Below are 22,797 nucleotides of genomic sequence, written 5' to 3'. Positions count from 1 at the left end.
CACCACTATGAATCTGTCCCGAAAACTGCTCGTCGGCGCCACGCTGGCCAGTCTGCTGCTAGGCGGTTGCACCTCGAAAGTGACGGAGAAGGAGCAATACTCAGGCTTCCTGTCCAACTACAACAACCTGCAGGAAGTGGAAACGCCGAGCGGCGGTACCGCGATGCGTTGGGTCAGCCCTTCGTGGAACCCGAATGCCTATGACACCGTGGTGTTCAACAAACTGGAGCTCTACCCGGCGCCAAAACCCGATGAGCGGGTCAACCAGCAGACGCTGACCGACATTCAGAACTACATGACCAACAAGGCCAAGGCCTCCCTGGGTCAGAAGTACCGCGTCGTGTCCAACTCCTCATCCGCACCGGCGGGCTCCCGCCCCCTGATCATGCGTGCGGCGATTACCGGGGTGAACGCCGAGAACGAAGGCATGAAGTGGTATGAAGTGGTTCCCATCGCGGCCGTAGTCGGGGCAACACAGGCCGCCACCGGTCACCGTGACCAGGAAACCACCCTGTTCATCGAAGCCGAGTTCGTCGACGCCAAGAGCAACCAGACCGTGGCCAAAGTGGTGCGCAAGGTGTTCGGCACCGAACTGAAAAACGAAAGCCAGCAGATTACCGCCAAGGACTTCAAGGCGGCGATCGACAAACTGGGTACCGACTTCCAGGCGTTCCTCAAGTAACACACTCTTGTGGCGAGGGAGCTTGCTCCCTCGCCACATGGAGTTCCTTCCTGACTCTTGCGGTCACTCCTTCATCCCCACGTTTCTGCTGCCCAAGGCGATTTAGGCCGCACCGCCCTTGGCCTGCTGTTCCAGACGCAATTGCAATTGCGGGTCGATCTGCAACGCGGCGGCCAGTTCATCCAGATAGTTGCGCTCGGCGTCCTGCTGGTCGTCCACCAGCATCACACTGGCCAGGTACATCTCCGAGGCCATGCCGGGGTCAGTGGCCGACTGCGCGACGTCATAGGCATCCAGTGGCTTGGCGACCTCGTCGTCCAGCCATTGCTGCAATTGCGGATCGTCGGTGTGACGGCCGATTTCAGTGCTGATCATCTGCTTCTCGGCGACATCGATGCGGCCATCGGCCTTGGCCGCGGCAATCAATGCCCGCAGGATCGCATGGCTGTGCTCCTCGGCCTCCGGGCCGGCCAGCAAGTCCACGGTCCGTGGCGCTTCTTGCGGGGCCGACGCCTGGCTGCGTTGCCAGGCTTGGTACGCCTGGAACGCCATCATGCCCAGGGACGCCAGCGCCGCATAATTGGTGCCGCCAGCGGAACGACTTTGCGGTGCACCGCCCATCGGCGAACCGCCGCCGAGCAAACCACCGAGCAAACCGCCCAACCCTGCGCCACCACCGCCACCACCGCCACCACTTGCACCAGCACCACCGCCCAACAAGCCGCCGAGCAATCCACCCAGGTCGCCGAGCCCGCCCTGGGCCGACGCGCCGCCGCCACCCTGTTGCGCCATCGAGCCCTGGCCGGCGCGCAGTAATTGTTCGAGCAGATCGCTGGTGTTCATGACGTTTGTCCTCTTGAAGGGCGTTTATCCAGTCAGGCAACGATAGCCCCCGCAGGCGAATGTGCCAGCACCGTTGGGCTGACCCGCCCGCGCTACCACGGATTGCGCCGGGGTATTTCTTTACGGCGCAGCTAAGATTCATAGGTGGTGAACCTTATTCCCGGATACCCGGTCGATACCTGCAACCCGACCCGGTTTGCCACCGCCCCATACGCGGGGTGATAACTGGCTTGCTTCATTCACTGGAGAACGCCCCCGTGATTTCAACCCTGTACATCGCCAGGCTCAAAGCATGGGGCGCCCATGGCTTTACCGCCACCGGCGTGGTCACCGCTTTCCTCGCCACCCTGTCCCTGCTGGAAAACCAGCCGACCCATTGCCTGCTATGGCTGGGTGTCGCCCTGATCGTCGACGGACTGGACGGTGCGCTGGCACGCAAGGTCAACGTGCAGTCAGTGTTGCCGAGCTTCGATGGCTCGATCCTCGACCTGGTGATCGACTACCTGACGTACGTGTTTATCCCGGCACTGTTCATCTATCGCTACATCCCGTTGCCGGAATACACCTTGCTGCTGAGCGTGTCGCTGATTCTGGTGTCGTCGCTGTTCTGCTTCTGCAACGTCAACATGAAGAGCACAGACAACTACTTCCAGGGTTTCCCCGCCGCCTGGAACGTGGTCGCCCTGTGCCTGTACATCATCGCCCCGTCGCCGTGGATCACCTTCGTCACGGTCATCGGCCTGGCCCTGCTGACCGTGACCCGGATGAAGTTCCTGCACCCGTTTCGCGTGCGCCGGTTCATGCCGATCAACATTGCGGTGACGGCCATCTGGTTGCTGTGCAGCCTGTCACTGGTGCTCAACCATCCGCAGATCAATCCGTTGGTGATGGGGCTGTGGCTGCTGATGTCGGCGTACTTCCTGAGCATCTGCCTGTGGCGCACGGCGCTGGAGTGGCTAGACGAATCGGGGCTCAAATAGTCATGGCGGTCCATATCGTTCAACTCGGTTCACCCCGTCGGCCCGACGAAGGCTTGCGCCTGGGCACGGTACGCCGCCCTCCCCGTGGCGTACCGAAAGCCGAATTCGCCCGTCGGGACTTTTATGATGTCTGGCAGCCGCTGCTGTCGCCCAGTGCGCAGTTGGTGGCCGAGGCCAAGGCTGCGCAAGATGCCAAGGCCTGGGAGGTGTTCCGGCGCAAGTTCAAGGCGGAGATGAGCCAGCCCGCTGCCAGTCAGTTGCTGGACCTGCTGGCCGCGTTGTCCCATCAGACGTCCCTGGCGGTGGGCTGTTATTGCGAGGATGAAGCGCATTGTCATCGGTCGGTGTTGCGCGAGTTGCTGGAAGCCCGTGGTGCCGTAGTGATTTAGATACCATGACCAACACACAACCCCTGTGGGAGCGGGCTTGCTCGCGAAAGCGGTCTTTCAGTCGAAGATGCTGTGGCTGATACACCGCTTTCGCGAGCAAGCCCGCTCCCACATTGGACTTGTGGTCACTCAACGCCGCGTGATCACCACCTCCAGATATTCACTCGGCACCACCAGCGACTTGTCGCCCGCCCGGTTCATCCGGTTGATCAGTTCGCTCAAGTCTCTCTCCAGTGCCTTGGACCCGTCCGCGGGCAGCGCGGCGAAGGCCTTGTGCACCGGCCCGTACCATTCGCGGAAGGTGTCGATGAAATGCGCCGCCGAGCGATAGCGGAAATTGAACGTGCGGCGCGTCACCTGGAGCAGGAATTCACGTTCGTCGAAATGCTCGTGCAGCCAGGCTTCGCTGCCCCAGCGTGAGGGCGGATTGGCCCCCGGAGGGGGTGGCAGGTGCTGGCCCAGGGTCTTGAACATCTGGCCGACGAATCCTTCCGGCGTCCAGTTGGCCAGACCGATCCGCCCGCCCGGGCGACAAACCCGCGCCAGCTCCGCGGCGGCCTTGGGCTGGTCCGGGGTGAACATCACACCGAAGGTCGACAGCACGGCATCAAAACTGCCGTCGGCAAAGGGCAAGGCTTCGGCATCGGCGACCTGGAAGGAGACGTTCAGGCGTTCTGCCCTCGCCCGTTCTTCACCGCGTTCGAGCAAGGCAGCGACATAGTCGGTGGACGTCACCTGGCAGCCACGGCGGGCAGCCGCGAGGGTTGCGTTGCCGTTTCCGGCGGCAACGTCGAGCACGCGTTCATCGCACAACAGGTCGCAGGCTTCGGCCAGTTGCTCGCCGACGATCTGCAGGGTGGTGCCGATCACGGCGTAGTCGCCGCTGGCCCAGGAGGCCATCTGGCGGTTTTTCAGGGCAGTCAGATCAATGGGTGTACTCATGGAATCGGTCTCTGGGTTGAAACACGAATCGGGCCTGGCGGGCATTCACTCCGCCGTTGTCGGATCAATGATGTTCATGACCTGGGAAATGCGATTGGCGGGAAAACCACTGATCCTGGCGTGCTCCTGGATCTGCGCCTCGTTCGGCGAGATGTACACGCAGTAGAGCTTGTCACCGGTGACATAGCTCTGCAGCCACTGCACCTCCGGCAACTCACGCAACGCCTGGCAGGACTTTAGCGAAGCGGCTTTCAAATCCCTTTCCGACAGACCTCCGGCGCCCTGGATCTCACGTTCGATGACGAACTTAGGCATGGCAACCTCTCTTTATTGTTGTGGATGGCAGGGCGGCACTCACCCTGTGATCAAACTATCGTCCTGACGGGCACTGGCGTCCTGTCCGATCGTCGCCTATCCCTGCCCGATCGTCCGGAGATTCCACGTTGCGCGCAGGCGCGCTCACAATCAGGAACCTCCCACGGGGAAACCCCAATGGACGCTCTGTCACAGACTCTGCGCGTCGTGCACCTGGTCGGCGCGATCTTCATCAACGCCCGGTTCACCGCACCCTGGTGCTACCAGTCGCCCAGCGCCGACACCGCCGCGCCGTTTCTGGAGCCCGATGCGGAACGGGTGGTGATCTTTCACCTGATCACCGAGGGCGAGTGCTACGTGGAATTGGGCGATGACCCGCCGCTGCTGCTGAGCGCGGGCGACGTGGTGATCTTCCCCCAGGGCGATGCCCATCGCATGTGCTCACATCCCGGATTGCCCCCGGCCACGGGTGCGCGACTGGATGCGGTGCTGGCGCGCCGCCCCCGGCAGTTGAGTTATGGCGGGGGTGGCGCGGTCACCCGGCTGGTATGCGGTTACCTGGCGTGCGACACGCGCCTGGCGGGCATGTTGCTCAAGGGCTTGCCGGCCGTGGTGCGGGTCAATGTGCGCGGTTCGGATGCCGGTATCTGGCTGGAATCCTCCGTGCGCTATGCCCTCGCCGAAGCCCGCTCGCCCCGCCCTGGCGGCGAAGGGGTATTGGCCAAACTCGCCGAAGTGCTGTTCATCGAAGTGTTGCGCCTGTACATGAACGAACAGGGCGAAGGCCGCACCGGCTGGCTGGCCGGTGTGCGCGACCGCATCGTCGGCGCCGCCCTCAACGCCTTGCACAAAAAACCCTGCCACGCCTGGACGCTGGACGAACTGGCGCGCACCGCCAGCACCTCAAGATCGGTATTGGCCGAACGCTTCCAGCAACTGGTGGGGGTGTCGCCGATGCAGTACCTGACGCAATGGCGGATGTTGCTCGCCGCCAATCTGTTACGCAGCAGCAACAGCTCATTGACGCGGATCGCCGAAGAAGTGGGCTACCAGACCGATACCGCCTTCAGCCGCGCCTTCCGCCGCGAGTACGGTGCGCCACCGGCGGCGTGGCGACGCGGTCAGGAGAAAAAAGCCATGGCCCACGAGGCAAGGCCTGTGAGCCATTGATCGAGCGGATTACGCCGCTGGCGCGCTGGCCTTGGCCTCCTCCAGCAACTGCTGAATCATCTTCTCCTGAGTGTCGTAGCTGCCTTCACCGAAGTGGGTGTAACGCACCTGCCCCTTGGCATCGATCAGGTAGTGCGCCGGCCAGTACTGGTTGTCGAAGTTGCGCCAGATCACGTAGTTGTTGTCGATCGCCACCGGGTAGGTGATGCCGTATTCCTTCACCTTGGCCTTGACGTTGTCGATGATGCGTTCAAAGCCGTATTCGGGTGTGTGCACGCCGATCACCACCAGTCCGTCCTTTTCATACTTCTTCGCCCAGTCCTTCACGTACGGCAGGGTGTGCTTGCAGTTGATGCAGTCGAAGGTCCAGAAGTCCACCAGCACCACTTTGCCTTTCAGGGCCTCGTTGCTCAGAGTCGGTGAGTTGAGCCACTCCACCGCGCCGGACAGCGAGGGCATGGCGCCCTGGGCATCGCCCATGGTGCTGTCGGCCTTGACCTTGCTGACCAGGTAATCGACGACTTTCGGCACGGCTTCCAGCACGCCTTTCTCCACACTGCTGACACCTTCCGATGAGGTGTTGGCCAGCAACAGGTCATTGGCCCCCGTTGCAATCACAGCCGCACCGGCGAGCACCGCAACCCCGGCGCCACGGCGCAACCAGCCAGTGACCGGAATCGACGGTTTCAAGCGATTGACCAAGCCGCGACCGGCGAAGATCAGGATGCCCAGGGACAACGCACTGCCGGCGCCATAAGCCACCAGCAGCAGACTGGTGCCGGCGTTCGCCCCTTGCAGCATGGCGCTGGTGAGGATCACCCCGAGGATCGGCCCGGCGCAGGGTGCCCAGAGCAGTCCGGTGGCGACGCCGATCATGATCGACGCCAGCGGCCCGGACATCTTGCGCGAGTTCGGGTCGATGCGATTGCCCAGCAGCACGAAGGGCCGCGCCAGCCAGTCACCGACCCGGGCGGAAATCAGCGACAGGGCGAACAGCACCATCACCACCAGCGCGACGTGGCGGCCGGTGTTGCTGGCCTGGATCACCCACTCGCTGCTGACCACGGCCAGGCTGGAGACCAGGGCAAAGGTCAAGACCATGCCGCCGAGGGTCAGCAGGATCGAGGAGCGTGTGCGGTCGGCCCCGGCAAACAGGAATGGCACGACCGGCAGGATGCACGGGCTGAGGACGGTCAATATGCCGCCCAGGAAAGCGATGAGTAACATGGGATCACCTAATGCAAATTAGAGGGCAACACAGGGCCACTGTGGGAGCGGGGTGTTCTCAAGCCGTCTGCTCATCCAGCAACTGCCCCTGAGGCGTGCGGCTGGAACCGTCTTGCGCCAGGAAGCCCTGGGTGCCCTTCTCTGCCACCGGTGTGAGCTGGAAGCAGGTGTTGCTGGCGCAGGCGCTTTGCTCGACAGCGGCGTTGGCATGGGCCGCCGCACCGGCGACGGTAAAAACGATGGCGGTCAGGTAACGGGAAACGTTGTTCATGATGTCCTTCCTATTTCAAATGGATCAGGCGGTGGTTGATCGCGACACTCAGTTTTCCGAGTTGCAGTTGTCAGCGAATTTGCGGTAATCCAGCACCTGGGTTTTGGACTGGGAGTCGAGGTACGTCAGCTGCGCATTCACCACGCCGCAGGAAGGCGTAGCGTCCTCGGTCAGCGACACCACTTTCCTGATGTCAAGATGGGTGCCGTAGGTGTAGGTTTTAGGCGCAACATCGGCTTCGGCACGGGCCGACAAGGTGCAGATGTTCAGGGCGGCAAACAGGCAGGCGGCGTAGATGGCCTTGGTGTTCATGGCGAGTTCCTCAAGGTTTCAACAGGTTGATCGTTGTTTGATCCGAGGCGGTCTGGCTGGCCTCGATGGAACCTATTAAAAGCCTGCGAAGTATCTCGTCTGTGTCGGGAATCGGCGTGAATCAATCGCTGCGTATCAGAACGGCGCCTGGATACACAGCAATACAAAACCGCTGGAAATCGGCTTTTTTGCCTTCGTGTGTATCCGCAGGCAAGCCAGATACACTGCAATACAAAGGGCGGCAGGCGAGCCCGCCCAGGCTCGATAGACTGTGTGGCATTCCCCATTTACCAGAGGTTTGGCCCAATGGATCACGTTGATCACATCCTCATCGTTGACGATGACCGCGAAATCCGCGAACTGGTTGGCAACTACCTGAAGAAGAACGGCCTGCGCACCACGGTCGTGGCGGATGGACGGCAGATGCGCGCCTTTCTGGAAACCACTCCGGTGGACCTGATCGTGCTGGACATCATGATGCCGGGGGACGATGGCCTGGTGCTCTGCCGCGAATTGCGCGCCGGCAAGCACAAAGCCACGCCAGTACTGATGCTCACCGCCCGCAACGATGAAACCGATCGCATCCTCGGCCTGGAAATGGGCGCCGACGACTATCTGGTCAAGCCATTCGCCGCCCGTGAACTGCTGGCGCGGATCAATGCGGTTTTGCGACGCACGCGCATGCTGCCGCCGAACCTGGTGGTGACCGAAGCCAGTCGCCTGTTGGCCTTCGGCCGTTGGCGCCTGGACACCTCGGCCCGTCACCTGCTCGATGAAGACGGCACCATGGTGGCCCTGAGCGGTGCCGAATATCGATTGCTGAGGGTGTTTCTCGACCACCCGCAACGGGTGCTCAACCGCGATCAATTGCTCAACCTGACCCAGGGCCGCGACGCCGACCTGTTCGACCGTTCCATCGATCTGCTGGTCAGTCGCCTGCGCCAGCGCTTGCTCGACGACGCTCGCGAGCCGGCCTACATCAAGACCGTGCGCAGCGAGGGCTATGTGTTTTCCCTGCCGGTGGAAATCCTGGGCGATCAATCATGACCCTGGCGCTGCATTGGCCGCGCACCCTGGCCTCGCGGCTGTCGCTGATTTTCCTGATCGGCCTGATCCTCGCCCAAGCGCTGTCCTTCGGCGCGCAGTACTACGAACGCTACGAGTCCTCGAAAAACACCATGCTCGGCAACCTGGAAACCGACGTTTCCACCTCCGTTGCCATCCTCGACCGCTTACCCGCCGATGAGCGAGCCGCTTGGCTCAAACAACTGGAGCGGCGCAATTACAGCTACATGCTCAATGAGGGTTCCTCGGGCACGCCCATCCGCACCGACATGCCCGATGCGCCCATTGCCATTGCCTCGATCAAGGACGCCATCGGCCACGATTACCCGATGACCTTTACCGACATCCCCGGGCCGAAAAAACATTTTCAAGTGCACTTGAACCTGGCGGATGGCAGCCCGCTGACCATCGACGTCCGCCCGGCGATGGTCCCGTTGTCGCCCTGGCTGCCCATCGTGTTGCTCGGGCAGCTGGCGCTGATGCTGGCCTGCTCCTGGCTGGCGGTGAGAATCGCCATCCGCCCCCTCACCCGCCTCGCCGGTGCCGTCGAAACCCTGGACCCCAATGCGCACCCGGTACTCCTGGACGAAAAAGGCCCGAGCGAAGTCGCCCACGCCGCCAGGGCCTTCAACTCGATGCAGGCACGCATCGCGGCGTACCTGAAGGAACGCATGCAATTGCTCGCGGCAATCTCCCACGACCTGCAAACCCCGATCACCCGTATGAAACTGCGCGCCGAGTTCATGGACGACTCCAGCGAAAAAGACAAACTGTGGAACGACCTGAGCGAGATGGAACACCTGGTACGCGAAGGCGTGGCCTACGCCCGCAGCATCCACGGCGCCACCGAAGAAAGCCGCCGCACCGACCTCGACTCGTTCCTCGACAGCCTGGTGTTCGACTATCAGGACGTGGGCAAGGATGTTCAGCTCACCGGCAAGAGTGCAGCCGTCATCGACACCCGACCCCACGCCTTGCGCAGGGTGCTGGTCAACCTGACAGATAACGCATTGAAATTTGCCGGTGCCGCCGAGTTGCGGGTGGAAAAACAGGCCGATGGAAATCTCTCGATCAAGATCCTCGACCGTGGCCCGGGGATCGCCGAGGAAGAACTCAAGCAAGTGATGGAACCGTTCTATCGCGTGGAAAACTCCCGCAACCGCAGCACCGGCGGCACCGGGTTGGGGCTGGCGATCGCCCAGCAACTGGCGGTCGCGATTGGCGGGGCGTTGACCTTGAGCAATCGTGAGGGTGGCGGGTTGTGTGCGGAGTTGCGATTGCCGGTATAGATGTTTTCGGTTCAGGTTCCCGGGTTTACTCGGGACTTGTGGCCACTGAAGACCCCTGTGGGAGCGAGCTTGGTCCGGGCGGCGCTCCGACGATGGCTTTGTGTCAGTCGATGAGTGTTTTGTGGGTGTACATATCCGTTGCTGCGGTAACGGCCACTTAGGGTTCCGCTCTTACAGCGGGTCACTTGGAAAAGCCCCAAGTAACCAAGGGCTCTTGCCCCTGACATTCGGTGCCTCGCCGTGGCTCGGCATGCCCTCGCTCCGGTCCTGCTCCGTGGGCCCGCCGCCATCGGCCATCCATGGCCGGGGGCGGCTAACCCGGCATCCATGCCGGGTTGCCCACTGCGCAGAACCTGCGCTCGGCCTCACGAGGGGGCGTACACCGCAACAGCGTCCGAGGCGGCCTACCGTTCTGATGCGTGCGTGTTTCCCTGTAGGAGCTGTCGAGTGCAACGAGGCTGCGATCTTTGGGCGTTATTACTTACAAACAAAATCAAAAGATCGCAGCCTTCGGCAGCTCCTACGGGGTGATACATCCGCGAAATCAGGTCGGCCGGCAGGCCGCCATCGCGAGCCAGCTCGCACCCACAGAAGAGCAAAGGCAGAGCGGCACACACCACGCTTTTCACCACTCATCAGGCCGAGCGTTAGCTCGCCTGCAGCTCTTGATCTTGATCCACCCGCCCCCTCGGGAGGCTGAGTGGAGGTGTTCATCCGGGGACTGGCGCGCAGCGCCGTTCGACGCAGTCGAACTCATTGCATGTAGGTCGAAGCGAAGCCGACCGGAGGGCAATGCCCCCGGATGAATACCGCAGCGAAGGAACCCCGAGCCTTAGCGAGGGGCCGTACGTAAGGGGCGTGACCTTTTGGTTCCTTTTGGGGCGTTTGCCAAAAGGGACTCGCCGTAAGGGCGAAACCGCCAGCCGCCGTTACCGCAGGAATGGATATGTACTCAATCAACCAACAACCTGGTCGGCCCAAAGGCCGCCAAAGTCAAAGAGGATCAAACAACCCCAACAACCCCCTCCCCATGCATCTGCCGCAACAACGCCAACCCTCTCTCCAAAAACTCAGAAGACCCTACCATCCCCGCCTCCACCGCCAATCCGTGCAACTGCTCACGCCCGGTCAACTCGGGAAACTCACCAACACGCAGCAACAACCGCCACGCCAACGGACTCAACTCAGAAAACCTCACACTCCAGTCCTCGGCGCGACGCACCAGCAACAAGGTCGGCTGAGCAGGTAAAACGTCCGGCTGGTAATCCGGTCCCAACAATTGCACCGGCCAGGCATAAGCCAATGGCCAGGCCAGCGGCGACACCCGCAAGGGCCGATCCAGCAGCAACGCGGCATCACCGCCAACCAGAGGCTCGGCGTCAGACTGCTGCAGCGCCATTTCCACCCACTCGTAATGCGCCAGTTCCACCATGAACGGCGGCCACGACCCATCGCTCAACGCCTGAGGCCCGGCCGCGAGGAACTCGACAAACTCCTGAGCGATCTCACCAAATTTCGGCGTGCGGGCGCGGTAGTCCCGCAGAAAAATCCGCACCAGCGAACGCCAGCGTTCATCACCCAGAATCTTCACCAGCACCGGAAAGGTGCCGCTAAGCAACGACGACAGATTGGCAAACACCAGATCGCGATAAACCTGTGCCCGCACCGGGTCCATTTCAGTGGGTGGCGCGTTGTGTTCAGGGTCGCGCAGGTACAGGCCCATAGTGGTTTGTTGATGCAAAAGACTCGACTTACCCACGGCTCAAACCTCCTGTTGCAGGCGGCGAATGGTCTGCAGTTCCTCCACCAGTTCAGCGAATACGGGAAAGTTGAAATCCCGCTCCAGCAAGGTCGGTTGCGCACCGAAGCGGGCATAAGCCTGGGCCAGCAACGACCACACCGCCGGTTTGACCGAAGCGCCGTGGGTGTCGATTTTCAAGGTGTCGGACTCATCGAAATGCCCGGCGATATGCATGGCCACCACCCGACCGGAATCGATGCCAGCGAGAAACGCCTGCGGATCGAAACCGTGGTTGATCGAATTGACGTAGACGTTGTTGACGTCCAGCAACAGGTCGCAATCGGCCTCGCGCAACACCGCATTGGTGAACGTCACCTCGTCTATGTCCTGTTGAGGCGCGGCGTAATAAGAGACGTTTTCCACCGCCAGGCGCCGCCCGAGAATGTCCTGGGCCTGACGAATACGCGCGGCGACGTGGTGCACCGCTTCTTCGGTAAACGGCAGCGGCAACAGGTCGTACAGGTGACCGTCATCGCTGCAGTAGCTCAGATGCTCGCTGTACAGCGGCACGTTGTAGCGATCGAGGAAGCTGCGAGCCTCATGCAGAAAACCGACGTCCAGCGGCGACGGCCCACCGAGGGACAGGGACAAGCCGTGACAGGACAACGGATAGCGTTCAGCCAGGGCGCGCAATGCCGCACCATGGGCACCGCCGATGCCGATCCAGTTTTCCGGCGCGACTTCCAGGAAGTCGAAATCGCCTGTCGGTGCGGCCTGGAGGTCTTTCATTAAACCGCGACGCAGGCCAAGCCCTGCGCTGGCCTTGGCTACGGGGGGAATGGAGGTCTGCATGGTGTCGATCTCACAAGATGTTCAAGGACGCGAGCCGGTGCCCGCCATGAGACAGAGTTAATCGAAAGGGTGTATCTGGACTGTGTTCGGCTGGGGTCTGAAGTTGCGCGGGACTGTATCGAAAGGCCGGTGAGATACAGTGAGATACATCGCACCCACAGGGTCGTGTAGCGGCAGAAAAAACATTGCTTTCGTCGCGCCAGACCGCGCGGTACAAGGCCCGGACTAAACTTACTGCACACAGGGCCCGCTTGGTGCCCTGTACATTCCCACGACCACCGCCCAGCGGCGAACGCCTCGCCAAACAATGCCCCTGGACCGTGATCCTGCTGAAGGAGCACACATGATGGACGAGGCCAGACTCAACGATTTCATGGGCAAACTGGTTAATGACATGGGCGGCGCGGCGATGCTCGCCAACGTCATTCTCGGCGAAGAACTCGGCCTGTACCGGGCGATGGCCGACAGTCAGCCAATGACCCCGGAAGCACTCGCCGCCAAAACCGGCTGCAACACCCGCCTGCTGCGTGAATGGCTCAGCGCCCATGCAGCCTCCGGCTACATGGAACACCGCGACGGCCAGTTCCGCCTGCCCGAAGAGCAGGCCATGGCTTTGGCAAACGAAGACTCACCGGTTTATGTGGCGGGCGGAATCGGCGTGGTCGCGTCGTTTTTCCATGACAAGGACAAACTGGTCAAAGCAATGCGCGGCGACGGCGCCCTACCCTGGGGCGATCACCATCCGTGCATGTTCAGCGGGACCGAACGCTTCTTCCGCCCTGGCTACAAAGCCCATTTGGTCGCCGAATGGTTGCCGGCCCTCGACGGCGTGGTGGCCAAACTGGAAGCCGGGGCCAAAGTGGCGGACATCGGCTGCGGCCATGGCGCCTCGACGGTGATCATGGCCCAGGCGTATCCGGATTCGCGCTTCGTCGGTTTCGACTACCACGCGCCCTCCGTTACCGTTGCCACCCAGCGGGCCGAAGAAGGGGGTGTATCCAGCCGGGCCAGGTTCTTCCAGGGCACGGCGAAAAGTTACCCCGGCAGCGACTACGACCTGATCTGCTATTTCGACTGCCTGCACGACATGGGCGATCCGGTGGGTGCGGCCAAACATGCCTATGAGTCGTTGAAGGACGACGGCACGGTGCTGCTGGTCGAGCCCTACGCCAACGATTTGCTCGACGACAACGTCAACCCGGTCGGACGCCTGTTCTACGCGGCGTCGACCTTCATCTGCACGCCCAACTCGCTGTCCCAGGAAGTCGGCCTCGGCCTCGGTGCCCAGGCCGGTGAAGCGCGGTTGCGCAAGGTGTTCAGCGAGGCCGGATTCACCCGTTTTCGCCGGGCCACGGAAACGCCGTTCAACCTGATTCTGGAGGCGCGTAAATAAACACCGCCGCCATCTCTGTAGGAGCGAGCTTGCTCCGGGCGGCGTTCCGACGATGGTGTGTCAGCTATATTGATGTCGACTGACACTCCATCGCGAGCAGGCTCGCTCCAACAGGTTTCCCAACATGCTCGATAGCATGATCCGCGACCAACTCGATCGCCTCCATCACTTCATGGCCGACGCGCCGTTTGCCGTGCTGACCGGTGCCGGTATCAGCACGCCCTCGGGCATCCCGGACTATCGCGACAACCAGGGCGTGCGGCGGGGCCGGCAGCCGATGATGTACCAGGAGTTTCTCTCGGCCCCGGAGTCCCGGCGACGCTATTGGGCGCGGGCGATGCTCGGCTGGCCACGGGTGCGACTGGCACAACCGAACGTGGCCCACGACACCCTGGCCCGATTGCAAGGCACGCGGCAGATCAGCGGGTTGATCACCCAGAACGTCGACACCCTGCACGACCAGGCCGGCAGCCGTGACGTGATCGAACTCCACGGCAGTTTGCACCGGGTGTTGTGCCTGGATTGCGGCCAGCGTAGTGAGCGCGATTCGATCCAGCACTTGATGGAAACACAGAACCCGTACCTGGCCGGCGTCGACGCGGTGCAAGCGCCGGACGGCGACACCTTGCTCGACCCGGCCTTCGAGGCACGTTTCCAGGTCCCCCGCTGCCCGCATTGCGCCGGGGAACGGATGAAGCCGGACGTGGTATTTTTTGGCGAGAACGTCGCACAAGCCACGGCGGCCAAGGCGATGGCGGCCGTCGAACAGGCTGCCGGGCTGTTGGTGGTCGGCTCGTCGTTGATGGCCTATTCGGCGTTTCGCTTGTGCCGGGCGGTGGTGGATCAGGGCAAGCCGTTGATTGCGATCAACCTGGGCAAGACCCGGGCCGATGAGATGCTGGATTTGAAGATAGAGGGGTCGTGCGAGCGGTTGTTGCCGTTATTGGCCGAACGCCTCTCTTCCTGATCAACACAAAACTCTGTGGGAGCGGGCTTGCTCGCGAAGAGGGCGGCACATCCAACATCTTTTTTGCCTGACCCACCGCTTTCGCGAGCAAGCCCGCTCCCACAGGTATTGTGATCAGTTTATGGAGAAACGTTGCCCAAGGTTCTCCTCTTTCAACACATCAAACATCGCCTGCGCCGCCGCCGACAGTTCTCCCCCCGGCAACGTCAGCACCCCCAGCGCCCGCTCCACCACCGGGTCACGCAAGGTAATGCAACGCGCGCCCAGTTCACGCATCTGCCCGGCACACAAGGCCGGTACCGCGCTCACGCCCAGGCCACTGGCGACCATGCGCCCGACCGTCGCCAGTTGATGGCTTTCAAACTCCACCGGCAGCTTCATGCCGCGGGCCTGCAAGTGTTCTTCGAGCATCACCCGCACCGTCGACGGACGCTGCAAGGTAATGAACGGCTCCTTGAGCAGGGTCTGCCAGTCGATGTCGTCGAGTTCGGCCAGCGCCGAATCCAGGGGCACCACCGCGACGAAACGGTCGATGTACAACGGCGTGAATTGCAGCGACGAGCTCTGGGTCGGCTCGAACGCCACCCCCAGTTCCACCTGGCGGTCACGAACCATTTCCAGCACTTGTTCGTTGATCACGTCATTGACCGTCACGTTGACATTCGGATAGCGCGCGCGGAAGGTCTTGAGGATCGGCGGCAGCAGGTTGCCGGCGAACGACGGCATCGCCGCCAGGGTCACGCGACCGCGCTGCAGGGTAAAGCGCTGGCGCAACTCATCCTCGGCATTGTCCCAGTCGGCGATCAACCGGCGCGCCAGCGGCACCAGGGATTCGCCTTCGGCGGTGAGCGCCACGTTGCGCGTGGTGCGGGTGAACAAGCGCCCGCCCAGGCCCTCCTCCAGCGCCTTGATGGTCAGGCTCAGGGCCGATTGCGACAGGTGCAGGCGCTCGCAGGCCACGGCAAAGCTCAGGCTCTGGGCCACGGCCAGAAAGGCGCGGATCTGCTTGACGGTCATACTCGATTTCTCCCGGGTATTGTAGGAGCTGCCGAAGGCTGCGATCTTTTGATCTTGATCTTGCGCCAAAAAACAAGATCAAAAGATCGCAGCCTTCGGCAGCTCCTACACACTATTGAGTTTTATCTATTAATTAACCTTAAAAATCAACTTAACAAATGAATACTCCAGCGAGACACTCCTTCCCATTCGGCTAGCCAGCCGCCCACAAAGAATAAAAGAGGTGCATATGGCAGGTTTCGACAAGCGCGTCAGTTCCTACGAGGAAGCTCTGGCAGGTCTTGAAGACGGCATGACCGTGATCGCCGGCGGCTTCGGCCTGTGCGGGATCCCGGAAAACCTGATCAACGAGATCAAGCGCAAGGGCACCCGCGATCTCACCGTGGTTTCCAACAACTGCGGCGTCGACGGTTTCGGCCTCGGCGTACTGCTGACCGACCGCCAGATCAGCAAAGTGGTGGCCTCCTACGTCGGCGAAAACAAGCTGTTCGAAGAGCAACTGCTCAAGGGCGAAATCGAAGTCACCCTGACCCCGCAAGGCACCCTCGCTGAAAAAATGCGCGCAGGCGGCGCCGGCATCCCGGCCTTCTTCACCGCCACCGGCGTTGGCACTCCAGTCGCCGAAGGCAAGGAAGTTCGCGAATTCCATGGCCGCAAGTACCTGATGGAAGAATCCATCACCGGCGACTTCGCCATCGTCAAAGGCTGGAAAGCCGACCATTTCGGTAACGTGATCTATCGCCACACCGCCCAGAACTTCAACCCGCTGGCGGCCACCGCCGGCAAGATCACCGTGGTCGAAGTCGAAGAAATCGTCGAACCCGGCGAGCTGGACCCGGCGCAGATCCACACCCCTGGCATCTACGTCGACCGGATCATCTGCGGCACGTTCGAGAAGCGCATCGAACAGCGCACCGTGCGTAAGTGATCCCCTGCCCCCGGACCGAATGAAGGAATAACGACAATGGCACTTTCCCGCGAACAAATGGCTCAACGCGTCGCCCGCGAAATGCAGGACGGCTTCTACGTAAACCTGGGCATCGGCATTCCGACCCTGGTCGCCAACTACATCCCCGAAGGCATGGAAGTCATGCTGCAGTCGGAAAACGGCCTGCTGGGCATGGGGCCGTTTCCTACCGAAGAAACCATCGATGCCGACATGATCAACGCCGGCAAGCAAACCGTGACCGCACGTACCGGCGCGTCGATCTTCTCCTCCGCCGAGTCCTTCGCGATGATCCGCGGTGGCCATGTCGACCTGACCGTGCTGGGCGCCTTTGAAGTAGACGTGCAAGGCAACATCGCCTCGTGGATGATCCCCGGCAAACTGGTCAAGGGCATGGGCGGCGCGATGGACCTGGTTGCCGGCGCCGACAACATCATCGTCATCATGACCCACGCGTCCAAGGATGGTGAGTCCAAGCTGTTGTCCCAATGCAGCCTGCCGCTGACCGGCGCCGGGTGCATCAAGCGCGTGCTGACCGACCTGGCCTACCTGGAAATCGAAAACGGCGCGTTCATTCTTAAAGAACGTGCACCGGGCGTCAGCGTCGAAGAGATCGTCGCCAAGACTGCCGGTAAACTGATCGTGCCGGACCACGTACCGGAAATGCAGTTCGCTGCCCAGTGAGGAATCATTCCATGCAAGAAGTCGTCATTGTTGCCGCCACGCGCACCGCGATCGGCAGCTTCCAGGGATCCCTGGCCAATGTGTCCGCGGTTGACCTGGGCGCTGCGGTGATCCGTCAGCTGCTGGCGCAAACCGGCCTGGATCCTGCGCAAGTCGATGAAGTGATCATGGGCCAGGTGCTGACCGCCGGCGCCGGGCAAAACCCTGCGCGCCAGGCCGCGATCAAGGCCGGCCTGCCCTTCGCCGTGCCGGCCATGACCCTGAACAAGGTCTGCGGCTCCGGTCTCAAGGCCCTGCACTTGGGCGCCCAGGCGATCCGCTGCGGCGACGCCGAGGTGATCATCGCCGGTGGCCAGGAAAACATGAGCCTGGCCAACTACGTCATGCCCGGTGCCCGCACCGGCCTGCGCATGGGCAACGGGCAAATCGTCGACACCATGATCAGCGATGGCCTGTGGGATGCGTTCAACGATTTCCACATGGGCATCACCGCCGAGAACCTGGCCGAGAAGTACAGCCTGAGCCGCGAGCAGCAGGACGCCTTCGCCGCCGCCTCGCAGCAGAAAGCCGTGGCCGCCATCGAAGCCGGGCGTTTCGTCGATGAAATCACCCCGATCCTGATCCCGCAGCGCAAGGGCGATCCGCTGTCCTTCGCCACCGACGAGCAGCCACGGGCCGGCACCACCGCCGAATCCCTGGGCAAACTCAAGCCAGCCTTCAAGAAGGACGGTTCGGTGACCGCTGGTAACGCTTCGTCGCTGAACGACGGTGCCGCGGCCGTGATCCTGATGAGCGCCGAAAAGGCCAAGGCCCTCGGCCTGCCGGTACTGGCGAAAATCGCCGCCTACGCCAACGCAGGTGTCGACCCGGCGATCATGGGCATCGGCCCGGTGTCGGCCACCCGCCGCTGCCTGGACAAGGCCGGCTGGAACATCGACCAACTGGACCTGATCGAAGCCAACGAAGCCTTCGCCGCGCAATCGCTGGCGGTGGCCAAGGACCTGGAATGGGACTTGAACAAGGTCAACGTCAACGGCGGCGCCATTGCCCTGGGTCACCCAATCGGTGCCTCGGGTTGCCGTGTGCTGGTGACCCTGCTGCATGAAATGCTCAAGCGTGACGCCAAGAAAGGCCTCGCCACCCTGTGTATCGGTGGTGGTCAGGGCGTGGCACTGGCGCTCAAGCGAGCGTAAGCCAACAGCGTTCAACAGACGGCGCGGGGACCCACGAAGATCCGTGACCGTCTGGAAAAACACCCGGTGCGATGCAAGTCGCACCGGGTTCTTTTTTGCCTGCGTTTTTTCAGGTGGACCGCGTTATCGTTCTTCGCGAGCAAGCCCGCTCCCACACTGGACCGCGCTCGTCTGGACAACCCGGTCAATTGTGGGAGCGGGCTTGCTCGCGAAGGGGCCCGACGAGTCACCCCACTGATCACCACAAACCTCGGGCCAGGCCCGGCAAAACGCAAAGTCTACGGGGCCGCGCCCAGCAACTGCTGGCGCAACTCGGGGTTGTTGGTGCGCGGATCGAGCCAGATGGCAAAAAACGCCTTGGCGAATTGCAGGTCCTGCACATCACGCAGTAACTGCTGGCCGAGAAAAAACCGCGCGCCCTGCCCCGGCAGATAGACCCCGGTCAGCCGCGTGCCGGGTTGCACGTCGACGAACGACTGCTGCATCTGCGCCTGCCAGGACGCCAGTTGCCCGGCACTGACCGAAGTGCCGGCGAGTCGCTTGATTTCCCTGACGCTGGCGTTCACCAGGTCATCACGGGAAATGCTGCGCTGGTAGATCAGCTCCAGGGCGAACGGCTGATCGCCCGCCAGGGGCCGCGAGGTACTCCAGAGCCGTGCGCTGTAGACATCGAAACCGTACTTGCGAAACTCGCCGCTGCCGAGGATTTGCGCTCCGGGCAGCGAATCCTGCCAATTGGCCAGGGCCTGGCAGCTCAGCAAGACAAGCAGCCACAGACCATGGCGCAGCGGTGTTCGTTGGCGGTTCATGGCAGATTGGCCTCATCGCGGGATGCCCAAAAAAACGTATACGCAATAGACCCTTTCGTACAATTTCCAATAATGGCTCTATTCTTGTATACAAAATGCACATACACATAAAGCAATCTATCCGATGCAATGTTACCGTTGCCACCTCACACAGGTCGGAGACGTGCGCGTGTTGATCCTCAAGTTGCTGGTGATCCCAGGCTTCCTGCTACTGATTTCCCTGGCTGGCAAACGCTGGGGGCCGAGCGTGGCCGGTTGGTTATCGGGGTTGCCGGTGGTGGTCGGGCCGATCCTGCTGTTCCTCGCCCTTGAACAAGGCCAGGCGTTCGCCGCGCAATCGGCCACCGCCGCGCTGTCGGCCATGTTCGCGATGATTGCGTTCTGCGTGACCTACGCCCAGGTCGCACAACGGGCCGGATGGCCGCTGGCGCTGGTGATCTCGCTGTCGGTCTGGGCACTGGTGGCGGTTGTCCTGTCGCTGATCCCGGCCTCCCTGGTGTTTTCGGTGTGCGCCGCCGCGACCGCGCTGCTCGCCGCACCGTACCTGTTCCCCACCGTGCAACCGGTGCTCAGTGGCCCTGCGCCGAAATCCGACAAGCTCCTGTTGCGCATGATGGCCGGTGCATTGCTCACCCTGGTCGTCACTCTGCTGGCCAGCACCGTCGGCGACCGCTGGAGCGGCCTGCTGGCGGTGTTCCCGGTATTGGGCAGCGTGATGGCGGTGTTCTCCCAGCAAACCCGTGGCCCGGCCTTTACCGCCGCGCTGTTGCGCGCCACCGCCACCGGCATGTACTCGTTCGCCGCCTTCTGCCTGGTGTTGGCCCTGGCCCTGCCGACGATGGGAATGAACGCTTTTGTGCTGGGCGTCGCGGTGTCGGTGGCCATGCTGAGCGTGACCAAGCGCCTGCTGGCGCGGCCGGCCGGCCCGGCGACGGACACTGAAGGAGCAGCCATCAAACGCTAAGCTGCATCAGGTCTTCAGGCCGGGATGATGCCCGCCCAAGATGACCGCTGGGTAGAGCACGCTGGAATGCATCACAAGCTCCATGGGATGATCGCGCCCCACCGCGCGCCCCTCCCTGGAGATTTCGATGTCATTGTTGAGTAAAAAAGCCCTTGTCCTGCTGCTGGCCGCCGCTACCGGCCTTGGGGCTTTGAATGCGCAGGCCGCCAAGGCCGCTTCCAGCGATGCGCCCGCCCAGAAAGTCTCAATGCTCGGCAGCAAGTTCACCTTCAACCTGCCCAAGGGTTTCATCGCCAACCCGCTGCCGGCCAGCCCGGACGGTGCCAGCGGCACCCTGTACAGCAATGAAACCACCAAGACGGTGGTGATCGCCGCTGAAAACACTCTGCCCAACGGTGTCAGCGTCAAGGACAACGATGGCGGGTTCCTCGACGGCACCGCAGCCGATTTCGAAGCGGCGCAACACAAATCCCTGCCCGACTACAACAAGCTCAGCGAGAAAGCCCTGACCCGAACAACCGGGCTGGGCCTGCGCCAGGTCGACGGCACTGCCACGCAAGGCGGAGGCATGACCCTCACCACCACGCTGATGGCCGCATCCGGCACTCGCATGGCGGTGATCCAGGTGATTTCCCGCCCAGGCGACATGGCGGCCCACGAAACCCTGGTCAAACAGATCGTCAGCGGGAAATAAGGCTCAGGGGTTGAGACGCTGCAACCAGGCGCTCAAGTCCTGTATCTCGTCGGCGCTGATGCTGTGACCGACACCGGGGTAGGCGTGAAACTCGGGTTCGAGTGACACGCTCTGCAACAGGCTGTTGGCTTCGGTGCCGTCGCTGAATGGCAGGCGTTTGTCCTGCTCGCCATGACCGATGAAAATCGCCAGCGACTGACGTTTTTCATCGGGCTGGAGCTCGGACTTGAGCACCGGCAGAATCCGTCCGCTCAACGCAGCAATCCCACCGAACGCCTCGGGATGCCGCAGGCCTGTTTCGTAGGACATGATCGCGCCCTGGCTGAAGCCGACCAGGAACACCTTCTCGGGTTCGGTGTGATATTTCTTCGTGGCCTGTGCGACGAAATCCAGCAGCAACTGGCCGCTGGACTTCAGATCATCGGTCTCGCCGTTGTAGGCCCCTTCGCCCTTCTTGCGGAACCACTGATAGCTGCCCGGCTCCATCACCAACGGTGCCCGCACCGACAGGTAGGTGTAGGACGCGGGCAAGTCATCCTTGATGCCGAACAGGTCCTGCTCGTTACTGCCGTAACCGTGGAGGAAAATCACCAGGGGTTGATGGTTCGAATCGGCGTTGGTCTGCGCCAGGTACTTGAGCGGCAAGTCGGTTTGCAGCGAGGTTTGGGCGTTAACGGCAGTGGATACCAGGAGCGTGAGCAGCGCGAGCATCTTCAACATGGGTCTTCCTTCACTGAATGCAGGATTCGCGCAAGAGCCTAACACTGGTCAGTAGTCAGGGACATCTCAGGCGTGGCTGATGCCGTCATCGCGAGCAAGCTCGCTCCCACAGGGGACGCATTTCCACTGTGGGAGCGAGCTTGCTCGCGATGAGGCCAGTACAGACAAAGAAAATTCCGGGATCAGTCGTTGATCAACTTCCCCACCCGAATCGGCTCGCGCCCGGCGACCTTTGCCTGCCAGCTGCCCGGCTGGGTGTAGCGCCCACGGTCGATGGCGAACAGCACACCGCTGGTGCCGGCCTGCACGGTGGTGACCTTGTCGTTCAACGGGTCGACCACCTCGAACAGCGCATCGCCCTTTTCCACCCACTCTCCGGCCTCACGCAGGAAACTCACCACGCCGTGATGCGGGGCGAACAGGTATTGGGTGCCTTCGAATGGCATGCCTTCGCAGCATTCGGCCGGTGCCGCCGGCCAGGTGCCGGAGATGAAACCCTGCTCGGCGAGGAATCCGAGGATGGCCTCGCAATTGGCCTGGGCCTGGTCGACGCGGGTGTCGCCCATGCTGCCCAGCTCCAGGGTGGTCGCCAGGTTGGCCGGGGGAATCGCCGCCGCCGGGAACGCCCTGGCCAGGCGCAACCATGGCGAAGAACAGGATTCATCGAACGAGCTGCCGCCGGAGTCTTCACACAACAACGCCACGCCGGCCTGCAAACGAGCCGCCAGGGATTGCCACTGCGGCCAGTGCTGCGGCAGCGCGTAGATGTGGATGGCCGCGTCGAAATCGCAATGCAGGTCGAGGGTGATGTCGGCGTCGCAGGCATGGCGCAGCAACAGGCGGTGCATGGCTTCCAGCTGCGATGGCGCTGCCGGCAAGCCGTCGAGGACCTGGCCCATGGTCTGACGAATCAGCGCGATGTTGGCATGGGCGTCGGTGCCCAGGCGATCACCGATCAACGCGGCCACCGGCGCACTGAGTTCGACGAACGAGCGGTTGAAGTTCTTGCCGCTGCCCAGTTCGAAACGCCCCATGTGGCTGCCTTGCAAGTGCTGGTCGAGGCCAATGGGATTGGCCACCGGCACCAGTTCGATCACACCCTTCAATTGTCCCTGTTGTTCAAGTTCGGCCAGGCGTTTCTTCAGTTCCCAGGCCGTACGCATGCCCGGCAATTCGTCGGCGTGCAGGCTGGCCTGGATGTACACCTTGCGCGTGCCCGCGCCATAACGAAATACGCTGAGGGTGCGCTCGCTGCCCAAGTGGCTCCAGGGCAGTTTATGGTCGATGCGTTGCATGGAAATACTCCGGTGTTCCGTAGGAGCTGCCGAAGGC

General features: G+C 62.2%; 25 protein-coding genes. 13 read left to right on the top strand and 12 right to left on the bottom strand.

The window, feature by feature from the left end; genetic code table 11:
* Positions 1 to 7: 7 nt before the first annotated feature.
* Positions 8 to 682 carry a DUF3313 domain-containing protein gene (locus AC3IP0_RS11385; protein ID WP_489327428.1) on the top strand — a complete coding sequence of 225 codons (675 nt, stop codon included), beginning with the start codon at positions 8 to 10 and terminating at the stop codon, positions 680 to 682.
* Between the two features lie 102 nt (positions 683 to 784).
* On the opposite strand, the gene AC3IP0_RS11380 is transcribed toward AC3IP0_RS11385, so the two are convergent.
* Positions 785 to 1,525 (bottom strand): tellurite resistance TerB family protein, encoded by a 741-nt coding sequence (locus AC3IP0_RS11380; RefSeq protein WP_489327426.1) that lies wholly within the window; start codon positions 1,523 to 1,525, stop codon positions 785 to 787.
* A gap of 257 nt (positions 1,526 to 1,782) precedes the next feature.
* Here AC3IP0_RS11380 and pcsA point away from each other — a divergent pair, with 257 nt between their 5' ends.
* Positions 1,783 to 2,505 (top strand): phosphatidylcholine synthase, encoded by a 723-nt coding sequence (gene pcsA, locus AC3IP0_RS11375; RefSeq protein ID WP_489327424.1) that lies wholly within the window; start codon positions 1,783 to 1,785, stop codon positions 2,503 to 2,505.
* Between the two features lie 2 nt (positions 2,506 to 2,507).
* Positions 2,508 to 2,894 carry a DUF488 domain-containing protein gene (locus AC3IP0_RS11370; protein WP_489327422.1) on the top strand — a complete coding sequence of 129 codons (387 nt, stop codon included), beginning with the start codon at positions 2,508 to 2,510 and terminating at the stop codon, positions 2,892 to 2,894.
* A gap of 129 nt (positions 2,895 to 3,023) precedes the next feature.
* Here the strand turns inward: AC3IP0_RS11370 and AC3IP0_RS11365 are convergent, their stop codons facing one another.
* Positions 3,024 to 3,836, bottom strand: a complete 813-nt coding sequence (locus AC3IP0_RS11365; RefSeq protein ID WP_489319299.1) for a class I SAM-dependent methyltransferase — start codon at positions 3,834 to 3,836, stop codon at positions 3,024 to 3,026.
* Positions 3,837 to 3,881: 45 nt separating this feature from the next.
* Positions 3,882 to 4,151, bottom strand: coding sequence for a DUF4242 domain-containing protein (locus tag AC3IP0_RS11360; RefSeq protein WP_489327420.1), 270 nt, complete (start codon positions 4,149 to 4,151; stop codon positions 3,882 to 3,884).
* A gap of 177 nt (positions 4,152 to 4,328) precedes the next feature.
* Here AC3IP0_RS11360 and AC3IP0_RS11355 point away from each other — a divergent pair, with 177 nt between their 5' ends.
* A complete protein-coding gene (locus AC3IP0_RS11355; protein ID WP_489327418.1) occupies positions 4,329 to 5,321 on the top strand; it encodes an AraC family transcriptional regulator in 993 nt (330 codons plus the stop codon).
* Positions 5,322 to 5,330: 9 nt separating this feature from the next.
* On the opposite strand, the gene AC3IP0_RS11350 is transcribed toward AC3IP0_RS11355, so the two are convergent.
* The 3 genes from AC3IP0_RS11350 to AC3IP0_RS11340 are packed head-to-tail and all read right to left on the bottom strand — an operon-like array spanning position 5,331 to position 7,131.
* Entirely contained in the window at positions 5,331 to 6,548 is a 1,218-nt protein-coding gene (locus AC3IP0_RS11350; protein WP_489327416.1) for a cytochrome c biogenesis protein DipZ, read from the bottom strand.
* A 58-nt stretch (positions 6,549 to 6,606) separates the two neighbouring features.
* A complete protein-coding gene (locus AC3IP0_RS11345; RefSeq protein ID WP_489319296.1) occupies positions 6,607 to 6,819 on the bottom strand; it encodes a hypothetical protein in 213 nt (70 codons plus the stop codon).
* Between the two features lie 48 nt (positions 6,820 to 6,867).
* Complete coding sequence (locus tag AC3IP0_RS11340; protein ID WP_489327414.1) at positions 6,868 to 7,131, bottom strand: DUF2790 domain-containing protein; 264 nt, start codon at positions 7,129 to 7,131, stop codon at positions 6,868 to 6,870.
* A gap of 306 nt (positions 7,132 to 7,437) precedes the next feature.
* Between AC3IP0_RS11340 and AC3IP0_RS11335 the strand changes: the two genes are divergently transcribed.
* Together AC3IP0_RS11335 and AC3IP0_RS11330 are read left to right on the top strand one after the other, a co-directional pair.
* Entirely contained in the window at positions 7,438 to 8,178 is a 741-nt protein-coding gene (locus tag AC3IP0_RS11335) for a response regulator (protein ID WP_095946382.1), read from the top strand.
* The gene (locus AC3IP0_RS11330; RefSeq protein WP_489327412.1) at positions 8,175 to 9,485 is read left to right on the top strand and encodes an ATP-binding protein; all 1,311 of its coding nucleotides are present in this window, start codon (positions 8,175 to 8,177) and stop codon (positions 9,483 to 9,485) included. Before AC3IP0_RS11335 ends, AC3IP0_RS11330 begins: the two co-directional genes overlap by 4 nt.
* Positions 9,486 to 10,488: 1,003 nt before the next feature.
* Here AC3IP0_RS11330 and AC3IP0_RS11325 read toward each other — a convergent pair.
* Both AC3IP0_RS11325 and AC3IP0_RS11320 read right to left on the bottom strand, forming a co-directional pair.
* Positions 10,489 to 11,244 carry an HvfC family RiPP maturation protein gene (locus tag AC3IP0_RS11325; RefSeq protein WP_489319293.1) on the bottom strand — a complete coding sequence of 252 codons (756 nt, stop codon included), beginning with the start codon at positions 11,242 to 11,244 and terminating at the stop codon, positions 10,489 to 10,491.
* A gap of 3 nt (positions 11,245 to 11,247) precedes the next feature.
* Positions 11,248 to 12,078: an HvfB family MNIO-type RiPP peptide maturase gene (locus AC3IP0_RS11320; RefSeq protein ID WP_489327411.1), complete on the bottom strand. Its 831-nt coding sequence runs from the start codon at positions 12,076 to 12,078 to the stop codon at positions 11,248 to 11,250.
* 346 nt (positions 12,079 to 12,424) lie between these two features.
* On the opposite strand from AC3IP0_RS11320, the gene AC3IP0_RS11315 reads away from it, so the two are divergent.
* Both AC3IP0_RS11315 and AC3IP0_RS11310 read left to right on the top strand, forming a co-directional pair.
* Complete coding sequence (locus AC3IP0_RS11315) at positions 12,425 to 13,471, top strand: class I SAM-dependent methyltransferase (protein WP_489319759.1); 1,047 nt, start codon at positions 12,425 to 12,427, stop codon at positions 13,469 to 13,471.
* A 124-nt stretch (positions 13,472 to 13,595) separates the two neighbouring features.
* Positions 13,596 to 14,438 (top strand): NAD-dependent protein deacetylase, encoded by an 843-nt coding sequence (locus AC3IP0_RS11310; protein ID WP_489327409.1) that lies wholly within the window; start codon positions 13,596 to 13,598, stop codon positions 14,436 to 14,438.
* Between the two features lie 114 nt (positions 14,439 to 14,552).
* Here AC3IP0_RS11310 and AC3IP0_RS11305 read toward each other — a convergent pair whose 3' ends face one another.
* Positions 14,553 to 15,455, bottom strand: coding sequence for a LysR family transcriptional regulator (locus tag AC3IP0_RS11305; RefSeq protein ID WP_489327407.1), 903 nt, complete (start codon positions 15,453 to 15,455; stop codon positions 14,553 to 14,555).
* Positions 15,456 to 15,684: 229 nt separating this feature from the next.
* Between AC3IP0_RS11305 and AC3IP0_RS11300 the strand changes: the two genes are divergently transcribed.
* The 3 genes from AC3IP0_RS11300 to AC3IP0_RS11290 are packed head-to-tail and all read left to right on the top strand — an operon-like array spanning position 15,685 to position 18,278.
* Entirely contained in the window at positions 15,685 to 16,383 is a 699-nt protein-coding gene (locus AC3IP0_RS11300) for a CoA transferase subunit A (RefSeq protein ID WP_046043267.1), read from the top strand.
* Between the two features lie 36 nt (positions 16,384 to 16,419).
* On the top strand, positions 16,420 to 17,085 hold the full coding sequence (locus tag AC3IP0_RS11295; RefSeq protein WP_008026717.1) for a CoA transferase subunit B: 666 nt from the start codon (positions 16,420 to 16,422) through the stop codon (positions 17,083 to 17,085).
* 11 nt (positions 17,086 to 17,096) lie between these two features.
* A complete protein-coding gene (locus AC3IP0_RS11290) occupies positions 17,097 to 18,278 on the top strand; it encodes an acetyl-CoA C-acetyltransferase (RefSeq protein ID WP_489327406.1) in 1,182 nt (393 codons plus the stop codon).
* 278 nt (positions 18,279 to 18,556) lie between these two features.
* On the opposite strand, the gene AC3IP0_RS11285 is transcribed toward AC3IP0_RS11290, so the two are convergent.
* Positions 18,557 to 19,087, bottom strand: coding sequence for a chalcone isomerase family protein (locus AC3IP0_RS11285; RefSeq protein ID WP_489319288.1), 531 nt, complete (start codon positions 19,085 to 19,087; stop codon positions 18,557 to 18,559).
* A 169-nt stretch (positions 19,088 to 19,256) separates the two neighbouring features.
* On the opposite strand from AC3IP0_RS11285, the gene AC3IP0_RS11280 reads away from it, so the two are divergent.
* Positions 19,257 to 20,051 carry a hypothetical protein gene (locus tag AC3IP0_RS11280; protein ID WP_489327794.1) on the top strand — a complete coding sequence of 265 codons (795 nt, stop codon included), beginning with the start codon at positions 19,257 to 19,259 and terminating at the stop codon, positions 20,049 to 20,051.
* Positions 20,052 to 20,178: 127 nt separating this feature from the next.
* The gene (locus tag AC3IP0_RS11275) at positions 20,179 to 20,745 is read left to right on the top strand and encodes a DcrB/PsbP domain-containing protein (RefSeq protein WP_489327404.1); all 567 of its coding nucleotides are present in this window, start codon (positions 20,179 to 20,181) and stop codon (positions 20,743 to 20,745) included.
* A 3-nt stretch (positions 20,746 to 20,748) separates the two neighbouring features.
* Here AC3IP0_RS11275 and AC3IP0_RS11270 read toward each other — a convergent pair whose 3' ends face one another.
* Together AC3IP0_RS11270 and AC3IP0_RS11265 are read right to left on the bottom strand one after the other, a co-directional pair.
* Complete coding sequence (locus AC3IP0_RS11270; RefSeq protein ID WP_489327403.1) at positions 20,749 to 21,465, bottom strand: alpha/beta hydrolase; 717 nt, start codon at positions 21,463 to 21,465, stop codon at positions 20,749 to 20,751.
* Positions 21,466 to 21,647: 182 nt separating this feature from the next.
* The gene (locus AC3IP0_RS11265; RefSeq protein ID WP_489327402.1) at positions 21,648 to 22,760 is read right to left on the bottom strand and encodes a succinylglutamate desuccinylase/aspartoacylase family protein; all 1,113 of its coding nucleotides are present in this window, start codon (positions 22,758 to 22,760) and stop codon (positions 21,648 to 21,650) included.
* Positions 22,761 to 22,797: the final 37 nt, after the last annotated feature.

Source organism: Pseudomonas sp. GL_103, from assembly GCF_057835175.1.
The sequence above is the reverse complement of the archived record's forward strand: the minus strand, read 5'-3'. Positions and strand labels throughout refer to the sequence as shown.

What these genes read in the sequence shown, in the direction of transcription:
- AC3IP0_RS11385 (WP_489327428.1), top strand. Translation starts at nt 8, where the DNA reads ATGAATCTGTCCCGAAAACTGCTCGTCGGCGCCACGCTGGCCAGTCTG.
- AC3IP0_RS11380 (WP_489327426.1), bottom strand. Translation starts at nt 1,525, where the DNA reads ATGAACACCAGCGATCTGCTCGAACAATTACTGCGCGCCGGCCAGGGC.
- AC3IP0_RS11370 (WP_489327422.1), top strand. Translation starts at nt 2,508, where the DNA reads ATGGCGGTCCATATCGTTCAACTCGGTTCACCCCGTCGGCCCGACGAA.
- AC3IP0_RS11365 (WP_489319299.1), bottom strand. Translation starts at nt 3,836, where the DNA reads ATGAGTACACCCATTGATCTGACTGCCCTGAAAAACCGCCAGATGGCC.
- AC3IP0_RS11360 (WP_489327420.1), bottom strand. Translation starts at nt 4,151, where the DNA reads ATGCCTAAGTTCGTCATCGAACGTGAGATCCAGGGCGCCGGAGGTCTG.
- AC3IP0_RS11355 (WP_489327418.1), top strand. Translation starts at nt 4,329, where the DNA reads ATGGACGCTCTGTCACAGACTCTGCGCGTCGTGCACCTGGTCGGCGCG.
- AC3IP0_RS11350 (WP_489327416.1), bottom strand. Translation starts at nt 6,548, where the DNA reads ATGTTACTCATCGCTTTCCTGGGCGGCATATTGACCGTCCTCAGCCCG.
- AC3IP0_RS11345 (WP_489319296.1), bottom strand. Translation starts at nt 6,819, where the DNA reads ATGAACAACGTTTCCCGTTACCTGACCGCCATCGTTTTTACCGTCGCC.
- AC3IP0_RS11340 (WP_489327414.1), bottom strand. Translation starts at nt 7,131, where the DNA reads ATGAACACCAAGGCCATCTACGCCGCCTGCCTGTTTGCCGCCCTGAAC.
- AC3IP0_RS11335 (WP_095946382.1), top strand. Translation starts at nt 7,438, where the DNA reads ATGGATCACGTTGATCACATCCTCATCGTTGACGATGACCGCGAAATC.
- AC3IP0_RS11330 (WP_489327412.1), top strand. Translation starts at nt 8,175, where the DNA reads ATGACCCTGGCGCTGCATTGGCCGCGCACCCTGGCCTCGCGGCTGTCG.
- AC3IP0_RS11320 (WP_489327411.1), bottom strand. Translation starts at nt 12,078, where the DNA reads ATGCAGACCTCCATTCCCCCCGTAGCCAAGGCCAGCGCAGGGCTTGGC.
- AC3IP0_RS11315 (WP_489319759.1), top strand. Translation starts at nt 12,425, where the DNA reads ATGGACGAGGCCAGACTCAACGATTTCATGGGCAAACTGGTTAATGAC.
- AC3IP0_RS11310 (WP_489327409.1), top strand. Translation starts at nt 13,596, where the DNA reads ATGCTCGATAGCATGATCCGCGACCAACTCGATCGCCTCCATCACTTC.
- AC3IP0_RS11305 (WP_489327407.1), bottom strand. Translation starts at nt 15,455, where the DNA reads ATGACCGTCAAGCAGATCCGCGCCTTTCTGGCCGTGGCCCAGAGCCTG.
- AC3IP0_RS11300 (WP_046043267.1), top strand. Translation starts at nt 15,685, where the DNA reads ATGGCAGGTTTCGACAAGCGCGTCAGTTCCTACGAGGAAGCTCTGGCA.
- AC3IP0_RS11295 (WP_008026717.1), top strand. Translation starts at nt 16,420, where the DNA reads ATGGCACTTTCCCGCGAACAAATGGCTCAACGCGTCGCCCGCGAAATG.
- AC3IP0_RS11290 (WP_489327406.1), top strand. Translation starts at nt 17,097, where the DNA reads ATGCAAGAAGTCGTCATTGTTGCCGCCACGCGCACCGCGATCGGCAGC.
- AC3IP0_RS11285 (WP_489319288.1), bottom strand. Translation starts at nt 19,087, where the DNA reads ATGAACCGCCAACGAACACCGCTGCGCCATGGTCTGTGGCTGCTTGTC.
- AC3IP0_RS11275 (WP_489327404.1), top strand. Translation starts at nt 20,179, where the DNA reads ATGTCATTGTTGAGTAAAAAAGCCCTTGTCCTGCTGCTGGCCGCCGCT.
- AC3IP0_RS11270 (WP_489327403.1), bottom strand. Translation starts at nt 21,465, where the DNA reads ATGTTGAAGATGCTCGCGCTGCTCACGCTCCTGGTATCCACTGCCGTT.
- AC3IP0_RS11265 (WP_489327402.1), bottom strand. Translation starts at nt 22,760, where the DNA reads ATGCAACGCATCGACCATAAACTGCCCTGGAGCCACTTGGGCAGCGAG.